Genomic DNA, 17,598 nt, shown 5'->3' with positions numbered 1-17,598 from the left:
ATCAGTTAATAGCTGTCTTAGTTGATTAATGACTTGAAGACTAAGACCAACACTAGTTCGGTTAACTATTCTTTGATAGAAAAAACTAATCTGAACTTATATATAATGAGATGAAATAATGACTGAAAATGATAGGTGGGGTCATGATGAAGAAAAAGAAAGCTAAATTCAGACTAAAAGTGGATTTAAAGTCGATGCGTTTATGGATTTTATTGACATTGATTATTGTAATGATGGGGTTATCATTTGGAAAACTACTAGATAATTTCTTAGGTTCATCAGAGGGAGTGGCTACAACGAGTGGTGTAGCTGATGAGACTCAACCTGCTAATGAAGAGCAACCAAAAGATGAGACAGAGCAATCAGAAAACGCAGAAGACGTGGCAGCAGAAAATAAAATCTATGTCATCCAATTAGGGGTGTATGAAACGTATGATAATGTTTTAAACTTAGCAGGTCAATTACAACAGCTAGGCTATAATTATGGAATTTTAAAAGTTGACGGAAAATATTCTGTATTTTCTCATATTTCAGGAACAAAAGAAAGTTTAGCTTCTGTTGAAGAGGCGATGAGTAATAAAGGAATTGATCATTTTATTAAAGAGGTAGACGTTTCAACGGATGATTTAAAGTGGAATTACTTTTTACAAGCTGTCAAACAAAAACCATTTGAAATGACGGGAGATTTTATTCAAACATTTACGGATGATGAAATGCATATATGGGGTTATTATGTAACACTTTCAACAGCTTCTTTTGATGCTTTAGCGTCAGAGCGTCAGAAGATGCTACTTGAAATTTATCAATGGTTAAATGGATAAGAACAGGAAGTGATGAAATCAAACATGGAACCCTTTATGATTCGTGATTTACCTCTTGAAGAGCGGCCTCGAGAACGTTTGTTGTTAGAAGGGGCCGCCTTTTTATCAAATGCAGAGTTATTGGCTATCATATTACGAACGGGGACTAAACAACAATCAGCGTTGAGTTTAGCGCAAACGATTTTACAAAAGACACAAGGAATTAAGCTTTTAAACGAAATAACGATAGAGGAATTAAGAAGTATACATGGAATTGGTGAAAGTAAAGCCATTCAAATTTTAGCAAGTATTGAGCTAGGGAAACGAATTGCTAAGGCAAAACATCAAAAATTTGATGCGATCTTATCACCAAGCGACTGTGTCTCTTATCTATCGGCAGAGATGAAACATTTAACACAGGAACATTTTGTTGTATTATTTTTAGATACTAAAAATTTTATTATAGGAAAAAAGACGATTTTTATAGGATCGTTGAACAAAGCCATTGTTCATCCTCGAGAAGTATTTAAAGAAGCGATTAAACGATCATCGGCTGCTATCATTTGTGCTCATAACCATCCAAGTGGAGATCCTATGCCTTCACAACAAGATATTCAACTTACACATCGTTTATATGAAGCCGGTGAATTACTTGGCATTAAAGTGTTAGATCATTTAATTATTGGAGATGATCAGTTTACTAGTTTAAAAGAAAAAGGATACTTATAAAAGATGAGTTTTAATCCTATTAAAATTGTTACTTAAAAGATGAGATTCTTTTATTTGAGTGCGAGTTGAATTATAAAACTGACTTTAAAGAATTAAAATAACTATAACTAAAAAGCTCTCGCATTCGAGAGCTTTTTAGTTAAGCAGAAGGATTTTGTTTTTGTTTATTATCTTCTTTCATTTCCCATTCGATAACAATCGTCATCAGAACACGAAGTAAAAAAATTGAACCTAAAATAACAAGTTCACTTAAACTTTGGATAAGAACGGTTTTTAAAATTTCAGCTGCCAACTTAAACTCAAGTCCTGTTGCCATGGAATTAGCAAATTGATGTTTAACGGGATAATGATCTTTAAAAAGTAATGTTTTAACATAGTGATAAAAGGCACGAAATGCACCAATGGTCACGATGAAAATCCCCATAAACTCTAAAATCCCAATAATAATTGGGAGAATTGATTCAATCAGATGATCAAACATACGAATGTTCCTTTCAAAAGTTGACGACGTAAATTTTTGTCGTCACTGATAGACTTTAAGCATAAAAAATTAAGTATTAGCAGTTTCTTAACACATAAATGGCTATTTGCTTTACTTATTGATACGTCTAGTTTGAACGAAAATAGCTGTTTTATTCTAAGATTGTTTTTTATTTTTGAATCGGAATCGAAAATGATGATAAAAATCAAAAAAGCAGTTATTTTGAACGCAGTTAGATGCATAAAATAAAAGAAAAGGAATTGATGATTGATCATTAAAGGAGGGAATGTTATGTGTGGATTTATGGTGTATACAGCCAATGATATTAAGGTCGAAGATTTTGAAGAGGGTTTTATTCGAATTTCATATCGAGGACCAGATTTTTGTATTATTGAAAGTCGTGAACGAGGATTATGGGGATTTCATCGACTATCAGTTATGGGAGTGGGGGAGTCAGGAAATCAACCCTTTGAACTGCACAATAACTTAGTCGTTTGTAATGGAGAAATTTATGGATTCAAAAAGATCAAAGAACAATTGAGCCCAAGATATGTCTTTAATTCAGATAGTGATTGTGAAGTGATTTTACCTCTTTATGAAACGTATGGATTAGACTTTTTTAAACAGTTAGATGGAGAATTTGCTTTAGTTATTTACGATGCTAAAAAGGATGAATTTATTGCTGGAAGAGACCCTATCGGAATCCGACCACTTTTTTATGGTTATTCAAAAAATAGTCATAAAATGATGTTTGCCTCAGAAGCTAAATCATTAGTTGAGCTATGTGACGAAGTTTATCCATTTCCTCCTGGATATTACTATGCTAATGGTTGTTTTACCTGCTATTATGACGTGGCACAGTCTAAAGGATATTATAATGGTAGTCTTGAAGAGGTGACAAAAGAGATTAAAGACCGTTTAATACAAGCAGTTTACAAACGATTAGACGCAGATGTTCCCGTTGGATTTTTATTAAGTGGAGGGTTGGATTCTAGTTTGGTTTGTAGTATTGCTTCAAAATTATCTGATGAGCCGATTAAAACGTTTGCTATTGGAATGGAAGATGATGCAATTGACTTAAAGTACGCCAAAGAAGTTGCAACGTATCTTGGGGCAAATCATACTGAGGTTATTATGACAAAAGAAGATGTCATTAATCATTTAGAACAAGTCATTTATCTTTTAGAAACGTACGATATTACAACGATTCGGGCTTCAATTGGAATGTATCTATTATGTAAAGCTATTCGTGAAAAAACGGATATCAAAGTGTTGCTAACTGGAGAAGTGAGTGACGAATTATTTGGCTATAAATATACGGATTATGCACCAACTGCCATGGCGTTTCAGGAAGAGTCACAAAAGAGAATTCGTGAACTTTATATGTATGACGTCTTAAGAGCCGATCGCTGTATTTCAGCCAATTCTATTGAAGCCCGTGTTCCGTTTGGTGATTTAGCCTTTGTAGATTATGTCATTGGACTTAACCCGCAACTTAAATTAAATACATATAATAAAGGTAAGTATTTATTACGTCAAGCCTTTATTGATGATTATTTGCCTGAGCATATTTTAATGCGTGAAAAAGCTGCTTTTTCAGATGCAGTTGGTCATTCCTTAGTCGATACTTTAAAAGATTACGCAGAATCTAAATATACCGATGAAGAGTTTGAAAGAAAAGTAAAACAATATCACGGTCATTCCGTTCCGTTTACAAAAGAGTCACTCCTTTATCGTGAAATTTTTGATAGTTACTTCAAAGGACATGCGACATGGATTAAAGATTATTGGATGCCGAACAAAGAGTGGGAAGGATGTAACGTGTTAGATCCGAGTGCTCGAGTATTAGCGAACTACGGTAATAGTGGAAGATAAGAGATTTGAAGGAGTTATGAAAATGAAACATTTAGGAACGTGTCAGTTGCAAACAAGGCGACTTGATTTAAGAAAATTTAAAGTTAGTGATGCCGATATGGTTTATCACAATTGGACCAGTGATCCGGAGGTTGCTCGATATGTTGCTTGGCCTGTTCATCAAAGTATTCATACAACGAAACGAATTTTAGCCAATTGGGAGTGGAGTTACCAACACTTGGGTATTTATCAATGGGCAATCGTTTATCGTGAAAATGAGCAGGTCATTGGTTCCATTTCACTTCATCAATTTAATCGTCGAGGTCGACGTTATGGATGTGAGTTAGGTTATTGTTTATCTAAAGAGTATTGGAACCAAGGGATTATGACTGAAGCAGCAACAGCCGTTTTACAATTTGCTTTTGAACAGCTTGAAGTGGATATGGTTAGTGCTAAGCACGATGTTAGAAATCCCGCTTCTGGTCAAGTAATGAAAAAAATAGGAATGCATCATGATCGATTAGTCACACGAGCTGTTTTAAATGGGCATCGAGAGTGGGTAGACTGTGACACTTACGTTATTGATCGAGATCATTTCCTAAAAACAAGATAAAAAATTCTCACGATCGTGTGAGAATTTTTTAAATGTAAAGACAATTTCCATGTAAAAAGTGTGAAAACTCGAAGAGTTCAAGTTTATGTCATGAATTAGACTTGTTTCATACATATCAATTCTATATAATAAGCATTATAAAAAAAGATTATTGTAAAGACTTAGGATGTGTTTAAATGAAGGGTGTTAACCATTTAAAAGTATTTGGAATTATCGTAATAATTTTCATGACTTTAATTACAGTCGGTTATACGATGAATCAAGAGACAAGAAATCCATTGCCAGAACGTCTAATTAAAGATGGAATGACGGCGATTCAAACAGGATATACAGGAATTGTCGATAGTGTTAAAGGTTTTTTAACTAATGTCAACGATTTATTTCACACGTATGAAGAAAATAAATTATTAAAACAGCAGATGTATAATTATGAAGCATTAGAGGTATATGTTCATCAATTAGAAGAGCAAATCAATTCGTTAGAAGAGTTGCAGGAAACGGGTGTTTCTTTAATGAATTATACGACAATCAATGCCTCAACTGTTATGCGTAATGTTGATCAATGGCATGATTTCATTGTGATTAACAAGGGAAGTCAACAAGGAATTAAAGAGAACATGGCTGTTCTTTCAAAAGAAGGATTCCTAATTGGAAAAGTTATTTCGGTTAATGATTTATCTGCTAAAGTCAAATTGATTAAAAATCAAGATTTTGGAAGTAAAGTCTCGGCTATTATCGATGGAAAAGATGACTCCATCGGAACCGTTGAAGGATACGATTATAAAACGGATGAACTTGTCATGACACAAGTATCTAAAGATGTCGTGGTTGAAGAAGGCGATGCGGTTATTACAAGTGGGTTAGGTGGAGTTTATCCTCGAGCTCTTTTAATTGGATACGTCAGTCGAATTGAAATAAGTAAAGACGGATTAACACAAACACTTTATTTAAAAGGTGAAAAAAATTATAACAATATGGATTACGTGATTGTTGTTTCACGTGAGGCGGTGACACCAACTAATGATTAGATTAATTATGACATTTATGACATGCTTTGTACTTGATAATTTATTAGTCATTTTTCTGCCCATCCAACCGATTTTCGGAGCTTACATGGTGATCCCTAATGTCTTTTTAATTTGTTTATCGTTTTTTACATTTTATGATAAAGGGTTTCGTCCTCTTTTAATTGCTTTTATTTTTGGAGTGTTATATGACATTTGTTACGCTGATTTAATTGGCTTATATACGTGCTTATTTCCGATTATCACGTTTATTTTATTACGATTTGTTTCACAAACGATGCCAGTCAATATTTTATCCATGATGGCATTAGTCATGATGGTAGTTATTTTTGAGGAATGGTTTATTTATTTTATTGTTAATACAATGAAGACGACAAATATGACCTTATTAACGTTTATAAAAATGATTTTAATTCCAACTGCTATTTTTAACACGATAATTACCATTCCAATTTATCCAATTTTAAAACGACAATTTAAAAAATATCAACGAGCGGTTTTAAATGAATTTTAGGCCAAGTAGATCATTAAATGAAAACCTTAGAAAATAGTGAGTTTACTAGTTTCTAAGGTTTTTTTTATTTGAACATCTTCTATGAATTTTTTAACAATGTCTATGATTAAAGGGACTGGGTTAAATCGGTTAGTCCTTGTGATGAAGGTTCTAATTTTTAATAAGTGCTCATATGATTCATTGAACAAGCTTACGTACATGAAACAATAGTTGGGAGGAATTGTCGTGGCTAATCAAAAAAGAAATCGTATCCCTTATCGCTCGAATTACACGGGGTATAAAGCAAATCATTCATCATCTTATTATAGACGAAAACAACAAGAAGACGAGGCAGTTCTATTTGTTCGGCGTTTCATTTGTCAATCCATGATTTGTTTATGTTTATTAATGAGTATCTTAGTGTGTCAAAAGCTTCCGAATGTACCGCTTTATGAAAGTGTTAAGAGTATCATGCTCGGAAATTTTCCGTTTACTAAGTATGAAAAGATCTATCAAGACATGTTATTTAAACTGTTTCCATTTGATCATCGTTTAACAAAAGAAGAGGAAACTACCATTGCTACAGGTGGAATACAAGGAACAACCGTTGATGAAGCGGGGCAGGTTATAAAAGAAGATAGTACCAATTCAACGTTTGATGTTTCACAGGCGATTAGTGATATTCGGGATAATATGGTGCTAAGTAATTATGAAAATGGTGCTGTGATTCAAACTAAAAAGGATGAAAAGATTAAAAGTATCATTTCTGGAATTGTTTTAAATGTAGGAACAGATGATAAAATTAGTAACTATATTAATATTCAGTTAGAAAATGACTGGACATTAACGATTGGATTTGTTGAAAATCGAACCGTCAATCAATATCAACATATTAAGGTTGGTGATGTTTTAGGCGTAGGTTCTGTCATTGGAGAAGCTGGAACTGAATTAGGAGAGGGTTCTTACTACTATTTAGCGTTAAGAGATAAAGATGGAAAATATCAAGATTTTACAACCTATTTAGATCAGTTTGTTCAATAACTAGGAGGACCATGAATGCGTAAAAATAGGTTAATATTTACTCCATCTTTTTATGCAATGACTCTTTTGGCGATTATACTCGGTTATTTAAATGAATATGTTATTTTTGCCTTAACGATTATGATACATGAGTGTGGGCATTTGATGATGGCTTTTTTTTATCGATGGGAGCTAGAAGAGTTACGGTTCTTTGCTTTTGGTGGAGTAATGCAATTTAAAGGTGAGTTAAATAAACCTAATAAAGAGGATTTAATCGTAAGTAGTGGTGGAGTCATTTTTAATGCAATCACCTTACTAATTTTATTGCTGACTCGAAATTATTCGAGTTCTGATCTTCGCTTATATTTTTACGATTATGCCATTTGGGCACAAATCTTTGTCATTGTCTTTAATCTTATTCCATTACCTCCGCTTGATGGAAGTCGACTAGTGAGTGCTATTTTATGTTGTTTTTGGCCATATAAGACTGTTTTACTCATCACGAAGTGGTTAAATCTCATCTTAGTGATAATTGGCACAACTCTAACATTTTTATACGATATTCGACAAATCTTCTTTATTGTGAGTTTTTTAACATATTCGACAATAAAGTACAATAAGCAAATTGGATATATTTTTCAGCGCTTTCTTTTACAGAAGAAAATGTATATAAACGTTGATTTACCAAGAAAAATTGTAGAAATTAGAAATGATTCATGGGAAGATAAAATTTATCGAGGATATTTAAATTCATTTCAAGTCAAAAATCGACTTCACGAAGAAATTAAATGGTTAAAATTAAAATATCAAGAAAATGATACGTTAATTGTTGACGCTCAAATTAAAACTGACTAAAATGATAAATACAAAATGAGTGAACATCAGTGGGAGGAAGCGTTTAACATGGGACAATTATGCGAAGATTTTTCTGTTTTAGTAGTCGATGATAATGAAATTAATTTAATGTTAATGGAAGACATTTTAGATGTAATAGATATAAAAAAAGTAAAAACAATCGATAGTGGCATTCAAGCGATTCATGAGATAGAGCAAAATCCAAACTATGATGTTGTTGTGATGGATATTTGTATGCCTGGAATGGATGGTTATGAAGCATCAAAAAAAATACGACATATGGGGTATCAAGGACGTATTGTCGCTTTAACAGCTAACTTATTATCAAAAGAAGATCCAAAGTTTCAAGAGGCGATGATGGATGATATCTTATTAAAGCCAATCGATTTAAATATGATTAAGAAGGTCTTATGTTTTTCATAAAAAAACATAAGATTTTTTGTTTAAAAAGTTTTAAATGAGACAAAAATAAGTAGTCAAAAAATTTTAAAAGAATCAATCATGAGTGAACTAAAAAATAATCGAAAAAGGTAGACATAACCATACATAAATGATTGACGAACAGTATAGGCTCTGATATAATGAATCATGTTGTTAGCACCTTAGGGTACTACAACCGCACGGATAAGGTCAAAATATGTCAAAGACATATACCTTTAATGGCGAGTCTTAGTTAAATTTTAAGGAGGTGCAGGTAATGTACGCTATTATTAAAACTGGTGGTAAACAATTAAAAGTTGAAGTAGGTCAAGCTATCTACGTTGAAAAATTAAATGTTGCTGAAGGTGAAGTTGTTACTTTCGACGAAGTATTATTCGTTGGTGGAGAAAACGCAAAAGTTGGTGCTCCATTAGTAGAAGGTGCAACTGTAACTGCTAAGGTTGAAAAACACGGTAAAGGTGAAAAAATCATCGTGTTTAAATATAAACCTAAAAAAGGTTACAAAAAGAAACAAGGTCACCGTCAACCATACACTAAAGTTGTTATCGAAGCTATCAACGCTTAATTGTTAGACGATGATTACAGCCAATTTTAACTATAAAAATAATAAAGTTGAGTCATTTGAGATCAGCGGCCATGCCTTTGCAGGTGAACCAGGTGAAGACTTAGTCTGTGCTGCGGTGAGTGCTGTGACATTTGGCTTAACCAATTCCATTATCAGCTTAGACGAATCAGAACTTAGTATAAAAATGGAAGATGGTTATTTATTAGTTGAAAATCTTCCAAACAGTGAAGCGTGTCAAACGCTAATCTATGGAATGATCACTTCTTTACAAACAATTGAAGAAGATCAATTTAAATACTTAACAGTCATAGAGAATAAGTAGGAGGTGGACTCATGTTAAAGTTAAACTTACAATTTTTCGCATCTAAAAAAGGTGTTGGTTCTACTAAGAACGGTCGTGACTCTGAATCTAAGCGCTTAGGTGCTAAGAAAGCAGACGGACAATACGCTTCTGCAGGATCAATCATCTACCGTCAACGTGGAACAAAAATTTATCCAGGTACAAACGTAGGTATGGGTGTTGATCATACTTTATTCGCTAAAATCGATGGTATCGTTAAATTCGAACGTTTAGGACGTGACAAAAAACAAGTTTCTGTATATCCAGAAGCTAAGTAATCGATTTAATAAATCCCCTAATCACATGATTAGGGGTTTATTTTTATGTTCATTTTTTGTATGAGCTCATCCGTTTATTTTAATAATATATATAAGTCCAGATAAGTTTTTCCTATCGGAAAACTTTTGCTGGACTATAGGAGGCTTTAGTATTAAAGCAACATATTAACTAGGACTGATGTAGAATCATGAAATATATTTCTGTTTCTATATAGAAGAAGACAAGAATGAAGTGAATTTATTTCATTAAATAGAATTGAGGGATACATTTGTTTATCGATCAAGTCAAACTAAAAGTAACGGCTGGTAACGGTGGTAACGGTGCTGTTGCTTTCCGTCGTGAAAAATATATCGCAAATGGTGGTCCTGCAGGTGGTGACGGAGGTAACGGAGGAAGTGTTGTTTTCGTTGCTGATGAAGGATTATCAACGTTATTAGATTTACGTTATAACCGTGTATTACAAGCTAAAAACGGTGAAAACGGAATGGCAAAAAGCTGCCATGGTAAAAATTCAGATGATTTAATTGTAAAAGTTCCAGTTGGAACAATTGTTTATGATAATAGCACAAACTTAATCATTGCAGACTTAACTGAGAATGGTCAACGTGCTGTCATTGCTAAAGGAGGACGTGGAGGACGCGGAAATATTCACTTTGCAACGCCACGTAACACAGCTCCAGAGCTTGCGGAAAACGGTGAATTAGGTCAAAAACGTGAAGTTCGTGTTGAATTAAAAGTATTAGCAGATGTTGGATTAGTGGGATTCCCGAGTGTTGGTAAATCAACTTTAATCTCGGTTGTTTCAGCTTGTAAGCCGAAAATTGCAGCGTATCACTTTACAACATTAGTTCCTAATTTAGGAGTTGTAGGTGTTCCAGATGGTCGTTCATTTGTTATGGCGGACTTACCTGGATTAATTGAAGGAGCTGCTAGTGGAGCAGGACTTGGACATCAGTTCTTACGCCATATTGAACGTACACGTGTTATTTTACATGTGATTGATATGTCTGGAATGGAAGGACGCGATCCTTATGAGGATTATGTCACAATTAATAACGAGTTAGCCCAATATCGTTACAAATTATTAGAACGTCCACAAATTATCGTTGCAAATAAAATGGATATTGGTGATGCTGAAGAAAACTTAAAAGCATTTAAAGAAAAAGTCGGAGACGATGTGACAATTGTTGAAATTTCAGCAGCAACACGTCAAGGAATTGATCAATTATTATATAAAACAGCTGATTTATTAGAACAAACACCTCAATTCCCATTATACGATGAAGATGAAGTGGAACAATCAGTTACATATAAATTCAAACCTGAAGAAGCTAAGTTCCATATTTCTCGTGGAGATGATGGAGTTTATGTGGTTACAGGAGCTCACGTTGAAAAAATCTTCCATCAAACAGACTTCAATCGTGAAGCATCAATTATGCGATTTGCCCGTCAATTACGTCAAATTGGTGTGGATCAAGCATTACGTGATCTTGGAGTTGAAGACGGAGATCTTGTACGTATTCTTAACTTTGAATTTGAATTTAAAGATTAATTTATCTTATAGTCACTTTACTTTTAGTAAAGTGGCTTTTTTTATGGGTTAGAAAGAACATTTTATTTCATTTATCTTAATTTAAGACTGATAAGTAGGGTTGGGTTAAAAAAGATTACTTGTTGAATGAAGGGATTAATTGTTGATTAGACTGATCTTTTAAATTTTAGAAAACCTTTCACTTCGCCTAAGTTTGTTATATTTCAGAAAACTTCATCATATAGTGTAAAGAGATAATGTAGAAAGGAGAATCGGACTTATGAAAATCCACATTGTACAGCGAAATGATACGTTTGAATCAATAGCTAGAAAATATGATGTTAGTATTCAGGACTTAGTGGGGATGAATACTCATATCAACCCGCAAGCTGGTCTTGTACCCGGATTAAAAGTTAAAGTTCCTTCACCTGTCAGAAAAGAAGAATCGAATGTCGCACAACATATTCAAAAATATTATCCAAATTTAGATACTAATCCTATTGAGCTGAAGACAGCAACAACGGTTGAAAAAGAACCTGTTGTGGTGAAGCAAGAAGTTGTTAAACCAACTCCTCAAGTTATTGAGGTACAGGAGGAAGTGATTCCAATTCCTTTAAAACCTATTCAAACGGAGACGCCAAGTCAACCGAATGATGGAGTTAAAGTGGGGGGAGCCATAGCGAGTGTAGAACAATATAATGTATCCATTAATCAAAAAACATATCAGCAACCGAAACAAACGACAACAACGACTACATCAACAAAACCAGCAGTATCCCAATTAAAACCCTCACAAGCACCTGTTAATCCAATTCCCAACTATTTAGAACCACCTATTCCGCCACTAATGAATGTACCATATGTACCAAGTTGTTCTTCGGGAGCTATGCCATATCAAGTTCCAGGAATGACACCTTATGGTAATTCTTATCCTGGAGCCTATTATCCTTATGGGGGAGGGTATCCAGCTCCATATGCCATGAGAGGTGGACAGGACGAGCGCTTTTTTGTTGGAGGAGGATTTGGCTATCCATTCTACGGAGGATGGGGCTTTGGAGGATTTGGCTATCCATTCTATGGAGGATGGGGATTCGGAGGATATCCTCATTACGGTGGATGGTATCGTAGCCCGTATTTTTATTAAGCTAAATAAATCTTTCCTAAAAAAGAAGATGAAAACATCTTCTTTTTTTATGTTTGAAGTTATCAGTCAAACTGTATAGGCATAATTACATAGATGAGTATCATAATTATTAAGGAAGAAAAAAATTAGGGGATGAGATGTTATGGAAGTTATTCAAGTAAGATCAATTGAGGAAATCGGACAGGTCGCTTTAAGAGAGGTATTAGCTGTTGTTAAAAGAAATTCGAGAGCTGTATTAGGATTAGCGACGGGAAGTAGTCCAATAGGGCTGTATCACGCCATGATTAAAGATCATCAAAAAAATAAAACATCTTATGCAAATATACGGACGATTAATTTAGATGAGTATGTTGGAATTGAATCTTCTCATTCGCAAAGTTATCGTACGTTTATGAATGAGCACTTATTTAATCATATTGATATTAATCCTAAAAACATTCACTTACCTGTGGGAAATGGTGATGATTTGAGATTAGAGTGTGAACGTTATGAGCGTGTTTTACAAGAAAATAACGTAGATTTACAAATACTTGGAATTGGATCCAATGGACATATTGCTTTTAATGAACCAGGAACATCATTTCATTCAAGAACACATGTTGTTACTTTAGATGAACGTACACGTCAGGATAACGCCCGATTTTTTAATCATCTAGACGAAGTGCCAAAATATGCGATTACAATGGGTATTGAGTCCATCTTACGTGCAAAACAGATTGTTCTAATCGCAATGGGAAAAAATAAAGCGAAAGCAGTCGCACATATGATTGGAGGAAGTGTAAGCACTGATTGTCCAGCATCTGTTTTGCAACTTCATCCAAATGTTGTTGTAATTGCTGATGAAGAAGCTTTATCAGAACTAAAAGTTAAGCCTTCTATTCTAATCGATGGCGTGAAGTTGTTCAAATGTAATGGATAAAAATAGCGTCAAGATTGTTTAAATCAAAAAAAGTCTTAGAACATGGAAGAATGCTTGTTCTGAGGCTTTTTTATATTAGTTTTTCATATCCCATGCTTCACACTTTTTATTTATTTTGGTAAAATCAAATAACGATATGAAAAAATGCTTTTCGTAGGTTCTTAATGGATTGTCTTAAGATGAAGAATTGATCTTATTAATGATTGAGAATTTTCAGCAACCATTATTAAAGAGGATTGGAAAAATATTGATTCATAATTACTTACGCTTAAGGTGAATGAGATGATTCACTATTCATTTAGATAAGCTAAGAAGCCTATAATCAAAGGTTGAGATTTGAAATTTTTGTTTTCTGATTCATCTAAAATTATATAAAACGGAGAAGTTTTAGAGATTATTAGGGGCTATTATTTAGCCCTGCACAATAATTTTATTGAATGAACGGATTTTGAAATCATTAAATAAAAAAGGAGAAAAGAGATGAAAAAGATAGTTTATGTTGTTTGCTTAATGTTATTGGTAGTTGGGGGAATTTCAGGGTGTCAAACGAAACCGGATGAAGTTAGATTATCTGATGTACAAGCGCCTGAACAATTACCGTTAGTGACGATAAAGATTAAAGATTATGGAACAATGGAGGCGGAGTTGTATCCTCATATTGCGCCAAACACTGTCAATAATTTCATTTCACTAATTAATCAAGGATTTTATAACGGATTAACGATTCATCGAATCGAAAAAGGATTTGTTTTACAAGGTGGAGATCCAACAGGAACTGGTAGTGGTGGACCTGGTTACAGTATTGAAGGGGAGTTTACAACTAACGGTTTTTTAAATGAGCTAAAGCATACAGAGGGTGTTTTATCGATGGCTCGCACAAATCAACCTAATAGCGCAGGAAGTCAATTTTTCATTATGTTAGATGATGCACCACACTTAGATGGAAATTACGCTGCCTTTGGTAAAGTCATTTCTGGAATGGATATTGCTCATCAAATTGAAGAAGCGGGATTGAATCATGGTTCGATTACGATTGAAGAAATGTCTGTTGAAACGTATGGAGTTGACTATCAAGAACCTGAAATAATGAACTAAAAAGAGTCTAATAAAGGCTCTTTTTATCTTGATTTAGTTTTAAATCTCAAATACTGGTTCATACTAACAAACGTTAGATTACAAAACATGAGGTGATGTACAATGAAGAAATATACAGCTTGCTTTTTAATTGGGGGAACAGTCTTATCTTTAATGGCTTGTGCTAAAAAAGATTTAACAACAAATCCATCAACTATGGAAAATCAAATGATGAGTGAATCAGGAACTTCTCAAGTAAAAGCAACTGATTTACCAATTGAAGACATTTTAAATCAGGCCAGAAAAGCAATTGGTAATGGAACAGTGACAGCGATTGAATATGAAAAAGGAAATCCCAATTATTACGAAGTAGATATTTATGTTGGAGATTTAAAGTATGAACTTCAAATAGATGCACTAACAGGAGATCTTTTTAATCAAGAGCAAACATCAGTGAATGCTTACATTTTAGATGGTGTAAATATTTCAATTGATGAGGCGATTTCGATTGCAACATCTCAATCAAATGGAGGAGTCGTTCATTCCATTCAATTAGAACCAAAAGAAATCGGTGTCGTTTATGAAGCAGAGGCTATTAAAAATAATAAAAAACAGGAAATAGAGATTAGTGCTACGGATGGAAAAATTATTTCGTTTGAGGAAGAAATCAATGATTAAAATTGAACAAAAGATGACATTTATCTCCTAAGATAAACATATCCTTAATTGAAGAGGAGGATCAAATAGGAAGTAGGGAGAAAAATGGATGATGTGAATCGTGCGTATGATATTCTTGGAGTAAAACCAACTATGTCACTAGAAGAAATAGAAGGTGTTTACGAAGAATTATTGCAAAAATACGAACATCTTGCCGAGGATAACATGTATTATCAAGAAAAGCTCGTTGAGTGGGATCGTGCTTTTGATTGTATTATTGAACATCGCATTGACATAGCAGATGATAGTGATTTCCCTAATGAACGAAAGCGATCATCAAAATTTTTAACGTTAATGGCAATTCAAATGATTTTTCTTGGATTCATTTCAGTTACCGTTTTTAAAGAGTTTGATGAATTAAAATTATGGCCACTATCGAGTGATTCCCCTGGAATTTATGAGTTATCAACGAACTTTAAGTTATCGTTGTGTAAATTTAGTGAATTTGATAACTGGGACTGGGGGTATTATGAAGAAGATGGTGAATGGGTCATTGTGGTAGCTGTTGAAGTTTCTAAAGCAGCTAAAGATGGTGCCTTAATTAATGCTACTAATTTTCGTTTAGAGGAAGACTATCCGACCACTTATATTACTAAAGAGATTTATTCAGATGAAGATTTAAATCAAGTTCATTACTTAGGAAACAATAGTGAATTAGTTAAGGTAAATGAGAAGTTTGGTGTTGTGTTTCAAGTCGAAGCGTTTGAACAGGGAGAAGAGCGAGTGCTTTATTACTATCATCCAGATGGTAGTAAACATGAAGTTGGACGATTGATCTTTGATGTTTTTCAAGAGTCAGAAAATCCTGGTATTTTTATTTAGTGAAACATCCTTAAAGGATGTTTTTTAATAGTGTTTAAATTCGTTAAGTTCTTCTTGTTGTCTAAGAAGTAAATTTACTTGTAATTAAAAATAATTTTATGTCACGGTATGATGTCAAAATAACGAGAGTGGTTTATTAAAAGAACAAGGTGATTTTGATATGTTTTCGAGTTAGAGTCATAAAATAAACTAAAGATAGAAAAGGAGGAGTTCGATGGAAATTAAAATCATGAGTGAAGAAGAGGCGAAAACTTGGAGTTATAATCAGTGGATAGAAGTGGCTGTGTTAGTTTCTATTTTAGAAACGCATAGTGAAACACCTAACTTTTATAAAAATCCTCGAATTATTGACAAAATTTCTTTAAGATTTGATGATGTGGACACCGTAGAAGATAAGCATACGTTATTATCAGATAAACAGTGTATGGAAATTAAAGATTTTATTTTAGAGCACGCAGAAGAAGTCGAGACAATTGTCATTCATTGTCTAGCAGGAGTTTCACGAGGAGCAGCGATTGCTTTTGCAATCTGTCAGTTGTTAAATTTAGATGATTCATGGCTATGGAATTCAAAATATGATCCGAATAAATATTGTGTTTATAAATTAAACAATGTTTTAAGGTTAGGATTAACAGAACAAGACATAGAGGCGCGATATGCTTATAAATAAAAAAACATCAGCTAGGCTGATGTTTTTTTATTACGACGATATTGTAAAATTAAAATGAGACAAGCAATAACGGCCGTCCCGCTTCCGAATAAGAATGGAAGTTTACTACCGATTTGATATAAGAAACCAGAGGTTAACGATCCGATAACCATTCCTAGTGAACGAGCTGAATTTTGAATCCCCATAATCTCACCTGCATTATCTTGAGCATACTTAGAAATCATGCTTTGATAAATCGGTTGAGCTAATGGCATAACGATAAAGAAAATAATGATAAAGATTCCCACTACGATAAGATTCGTACTATATGCCCATACAAATAAAGAAACTGCTGTTAGCGCGATAACAACGATGAGTGTTTTTAATTCATCATACTTAGCCGCTAATCTAGGATTAACGAAGAAGTTCACTAAAATTGCACCAATTGGGGCGATACTTAGAACTAATCCATTTAATTGAGTAGGTAATTTCAGATCAGATTCAACAAAGTATCCAATCGTTGAGTTATAAGCTGTTGTTGTAATATTCATAAAAGCAACGGTTAGAATAAGTGTTCCTAATAAAGATTTAAAATCGATATTTGATTTTTTTAATTTTAAGTGGTTTAAAGCAACGATGACTTTTCCATCTTTTTTCTTTTCTAATGTTTCAGAGGTGAACAGCCATAACCCAATCGTTAGGACAATACAACTAAGAAATTGAATGATAAACGTAGTTTTATAGTCTGAACTACCAACCCAACCACCAATGTTAGATCCCGCTGCAGCTCCCATTGCTGTTGTGGCTGCCAAGTAAGCTAATGATTTCGCACGATTTTCTCTTGAAGATAAGTCACTGATGCAAGCCATAGTGACTGCAACATAACTAACACTCAGTATTCCACTCAGAACCCTAAAGATGGAGATGATTCCAGCGGTTTTGCTAAGTCCAAATCCGAGTTGTGCAACTCCATAACCTAATACACCAAACATTAAAAATTTCTTACGACCTTTATAATCAGAAAGGCTACCCCAAATAGGAGAGAAAACATAGCTTCCAATAGACATTAGAGCAAAAAATAAACCAAACATATAAGAAGGGAGATGCAGTTCGTTAATGAGACGTGGAGTTACGGGATGAGCGAAATTAAATACCGTCATAATTAAAAAATTAAAAAATAAAAATTTTCGTAATGAATTTTTTTTCATAAATCCTCCTTGTGAAGTTGTCACTAATAAATATTATAC

The 17,598-nt window shown here is 33.7% G+C and carries 21 protein-coding genes and 1 other annotated feature; of the genes, 19 read left to right on the top strand and 2 right to left on the bottom strand.

Features of this window, described 5'->3' with window-relative positions; all coding sequences use genetic code 11:
* The first annotated feature begins 146 nt into the window (after nucleotides 1–146).
* A complete protein-coding gene (locus JRC48_RS06800; RefSeq protein ID WP_235068831.1) occupies nucleotides 147–821 on the top strand; it encodes an SPOR domain-containing protein in 675 nt (224 codons plus the stop codon).
* A 24-nt stretch (nucleotides 822–845) separates the two neighbouring features.
* The gene (gene radC, locus JRC48_RS06795; RefSeq protein ID WP_304941308.1) at nucleotides 846–1,529 is read left to right on the top strand and encodes a DNA repair protein RadC; all 684 of its coding nucleotides are present in this window, start codon (nucleotides 846–848) and stop codon (nucleotides 1,527–1,529) included.
* A 139-nt stretch (nucleotides 1,530–1,668) separates the two neighbouring features.
* Here radC and JRC48_RS06790 read toward each other — a convergent pair whose 3' ends face one another.
* A complete protein-coding gene (locus tag JRC48_RS06790; protein WP_235068830.1) occupies nucleotides 1,669–2,010 on the bottom strand; it encodes a DUF1622 domain-containing protein in 342 nt (113 codons plus the stop codon).
* A gap of 291 nt (nucleotides 2,011–2,301) precedes the next feature.
* Here JRC48_RS06790 and asnB point away from each other — a divergent pair, with 291 nt between their 5' ends.
* The 17 genes from asnB (at nucleotide 2,302) to JRC48_RS06705 (ending at nucleotide 16,372) form a co-directional block, all read left to right on the top strand.
* Nucleotides 2,302–3,885 (top strand): asparagine synthase B, encoded by a 1,584-nt coding sequence (asnB, locus tag JRC48_RS06785; RefSeq protein ID WP_235068829.1) that lies wholly within the window; start codon nucleotides 2,302–2,304, stop codon nucleotides 3,883–3,885.
* A gap of 22 nt (nucleotides 3,886–3,907) precedes the next feature.
* On the top strand, nucleotides 3,908–4,477 hold the full coding sequence (locus JRC48_RS06780) for a GNAT family N-acetyltransferase (RefSeq protein WP_235068828.1): 570 nt from the start codon (nucleotides 3,908–3,910) through the stop codon (nucleotides 4,475–4,477).
* Between the two features lie 176 nt (nucleotides 4,478–4,653).
* Nucleotides 4,654–5,505: a rod shape-determining protein MreC gene (mreC, locus tag JRC48_RS06775; protein WP_235068827.1), complete on the top strand. Its 852-nt coding sequence runs from the start codon at nucleotides 4,654–4,656 to the stop codon at nucleotides 5,503–5,505.
* A complete protein-coding gene (gene mreD / locus JRC48_RS06770) occupies nucleotides 5,498–6,016 on the top strand; it encodes a rod shape-determining protein MreD (RefSeq protein ID WP_235068826.1) in 519 nt (172 codons plus the stop codon). The genes mreC and mreD overlap by 8 nt, the downstream gene beginning before the upstream one ends.
* 225 nt (nucleotides 6,017–6,241) lie before the next feature.
* Nucleotides 6,242–7,036, top strand: a complete 795-nt coding sequence (locus tag JRC48_RS06765) for a M23 family metallopeptidase (RefSeq protein WP_235068825.1) — start codon at nucleotides 6,242–6,244, stop codon at nucleotides 7,034–7,036.
* A 15-nt stretch (nucleotides 7,037–7,051) separates the two neighbouring features.
* Nucleotides 7,052–7,870 carry a site-2 protease family protein gene (locus JRC48_RS06760; RefSeq protein ID WP_235068824.1) on the top strand — a complete coding sequence of 273 codons (819 nt, stop codon included), beginning with the start codon at nucleotides 7,052–7,054 and terminating at the stop codon, nucleotides 7,868–7,870.
* Between the two features lie 48 nt (nucleotides 7,871–7,918).
* Entirely contained in the window at nucleotides 7,919–8,293 is a 375-nt protein-coding gene (locus JRC48_RS06755; protein ID WP_235068822.1) for a response regulator, read from the top strand.
* A gap of 181 nt (nucleotides 8,294–8,474) precedes the next feature.
* Nucleotides 8,475–8,550, top strand: a sequence feature (ribosomal protein L21 leader region).
* Nucleotides 8,551–8,567: 17 nt separating this feature from the next.
* Nucleotides 8,568–8,876 (top strand): 50S ribosomal protein L21, encoded by a 309-nt coding sequence (gene rplU, locus JRC48_RS06750; protein ID WP_055243284.1) that lies wholly within the window; start codon nucleotides 8,568–8,570, stop codon nucleotides 8,874–8,876.
* 10 nt (nucleotides 8,877–8,886) lie between these two features.
* A complete protein-coding gene (locus JRC48_RS06745; protein ID WP_235068821.1) occupies nucleotides 8,887–9,198 on the top strand; it encodes a ribosomal-processing cysteine protease Prp in 312 nt (103 codons plus the stop codon).
* Nucleotides 9,199–9,209: 11 nt separating this feature from the next.
* Nucleotides 9,210–9,494 carry a 50S ribosomal protein L27 gene (rpmA, locus tag JRC48_RS06740; RefSeq protein ID WP_235068820.1) on the top strand — a complete coding sequence of 95 codons (285 nt, stop codon included), beginning with the start codon at nucleotides 9,210–9,212 and terminating at the stop codon, nucleotides 9,492–9,494.
* 269 nt (nucleotides 9,495–9,763) lie between these two features.
* Entirely contained in the window at nucleotides 9,764–11,047 is a 1,284-nt protein-coding gene (gene obgE / locus JRC48_RS06735; RefSeq protein WP_235068818.1) for a GTPase ObgE, read from the top strand.
* Between the two features lie 259 nt (nucleotides 11,048–11,306).
* Nucleotides 11,307–12,170, top strand: coding sequence for a LysM domain-containing protein (locus JRC48_RS06730; RefSeq protein ID WP_235068815.1), 864 nt, complete (start codon nucleotides 11,307–11,309; stop codon nucleotides 12,168–12,170).
* Nucleotides 12,171–12,312: 142 nt separating this feature from the next.
* Nucleotides 12,313–13,089: a glucosamine-6-phosphate deaminase gene (gene nagB / locus JRC48_RS06725; protein ID WP_235068813.1), complete on the top strand. Its 777-nt coding sequence runs from the start codon at nucleotides 12,313–12,315 to the stop codon at nucleotides 13,087–13,089.
* A gap of 633 nt (nucleotides 13,090–13,722) precedes the next feature.
* A complete protein-coding gene (locus JRC48_RS06720) occupies nucleotides 13,723–14,184 on the top strand; it encodes a peptidylprolyl isomerase (RefSeq protein WP_370630398.1) in 462 nt (153 codons plus the stop codon).
* 102 nt (nucleotides 14,185–14,286) lie between these two features.
* Nucleotides 14,287–14,841 (top strand): PepSY domain-containing protein, encoded by a 555-nt coding sequence (locus JRC48_RS06715; protein ID WP_235068811.1) that lies wholly within the window; start codon nucleotides 14,287–14,289, stop codon nucleotides 14,839–14,841.
* A gap of 84 nt (nucleotides 14,842–14,925) precedes the next feature.
* The gene (locus tag JRC48_RS06710) at nucleotides 14,926–15,702 is read left to right on the top strand and encodes a hypothetical protein (protein WP_235068809.1); all 777 of its coding nucleotides are present in this window, start codon (nucleotides 14,926–14,928) and stop codon (nucleotides 15,700–15,702) included.
* A 214-nt stretch (nucleotides 15,703–15,916) separates the two neighbouring features.
* Entirely contained in the window at nucleotides 15,917–16,372 is a 456-nt protein-coding gene (locus JRC48_RS06705) for a hypothetical protein (RefSeq protein ID WP_235068808.1), read from the top strand.
* Between the two features lie 11 nt (nucleotides 16,373–16,383).
* On the opposite strand, the gene JRC48_RS06700 is transcribed toward JRC48_RS06705, so the two are convergent.
* Nucleotides 16,384–17,559 (bottom strand): MFS transporter, encoded by a 1,176-nt coding sequence (locus JRC48_RS06700; protein WP_235068807.1) that lies wholly within the window; start codon nucleotides 17,557–17,559, stop codon nucleotides 16,384–16,386.
* Nucleotides 17,560–17,598 lie beyond the last annotated feature (39 nt).

It is taken from the genome of Turicibacter sp. TJ11 (assembly GCF_021497505.1).
In the GTDB taxonomy this organism is placed as follows: domain Bacteria; phylum Bacillota_I; class Bacilli_A; order MOL361; family Turicibacteraceae; genus Turicibacter.
The sequence above is the reverse complement of the archived record's forward strand: the minus strand, read 5'-3'. Positions and strand labels throughout refer to the sequence as shown.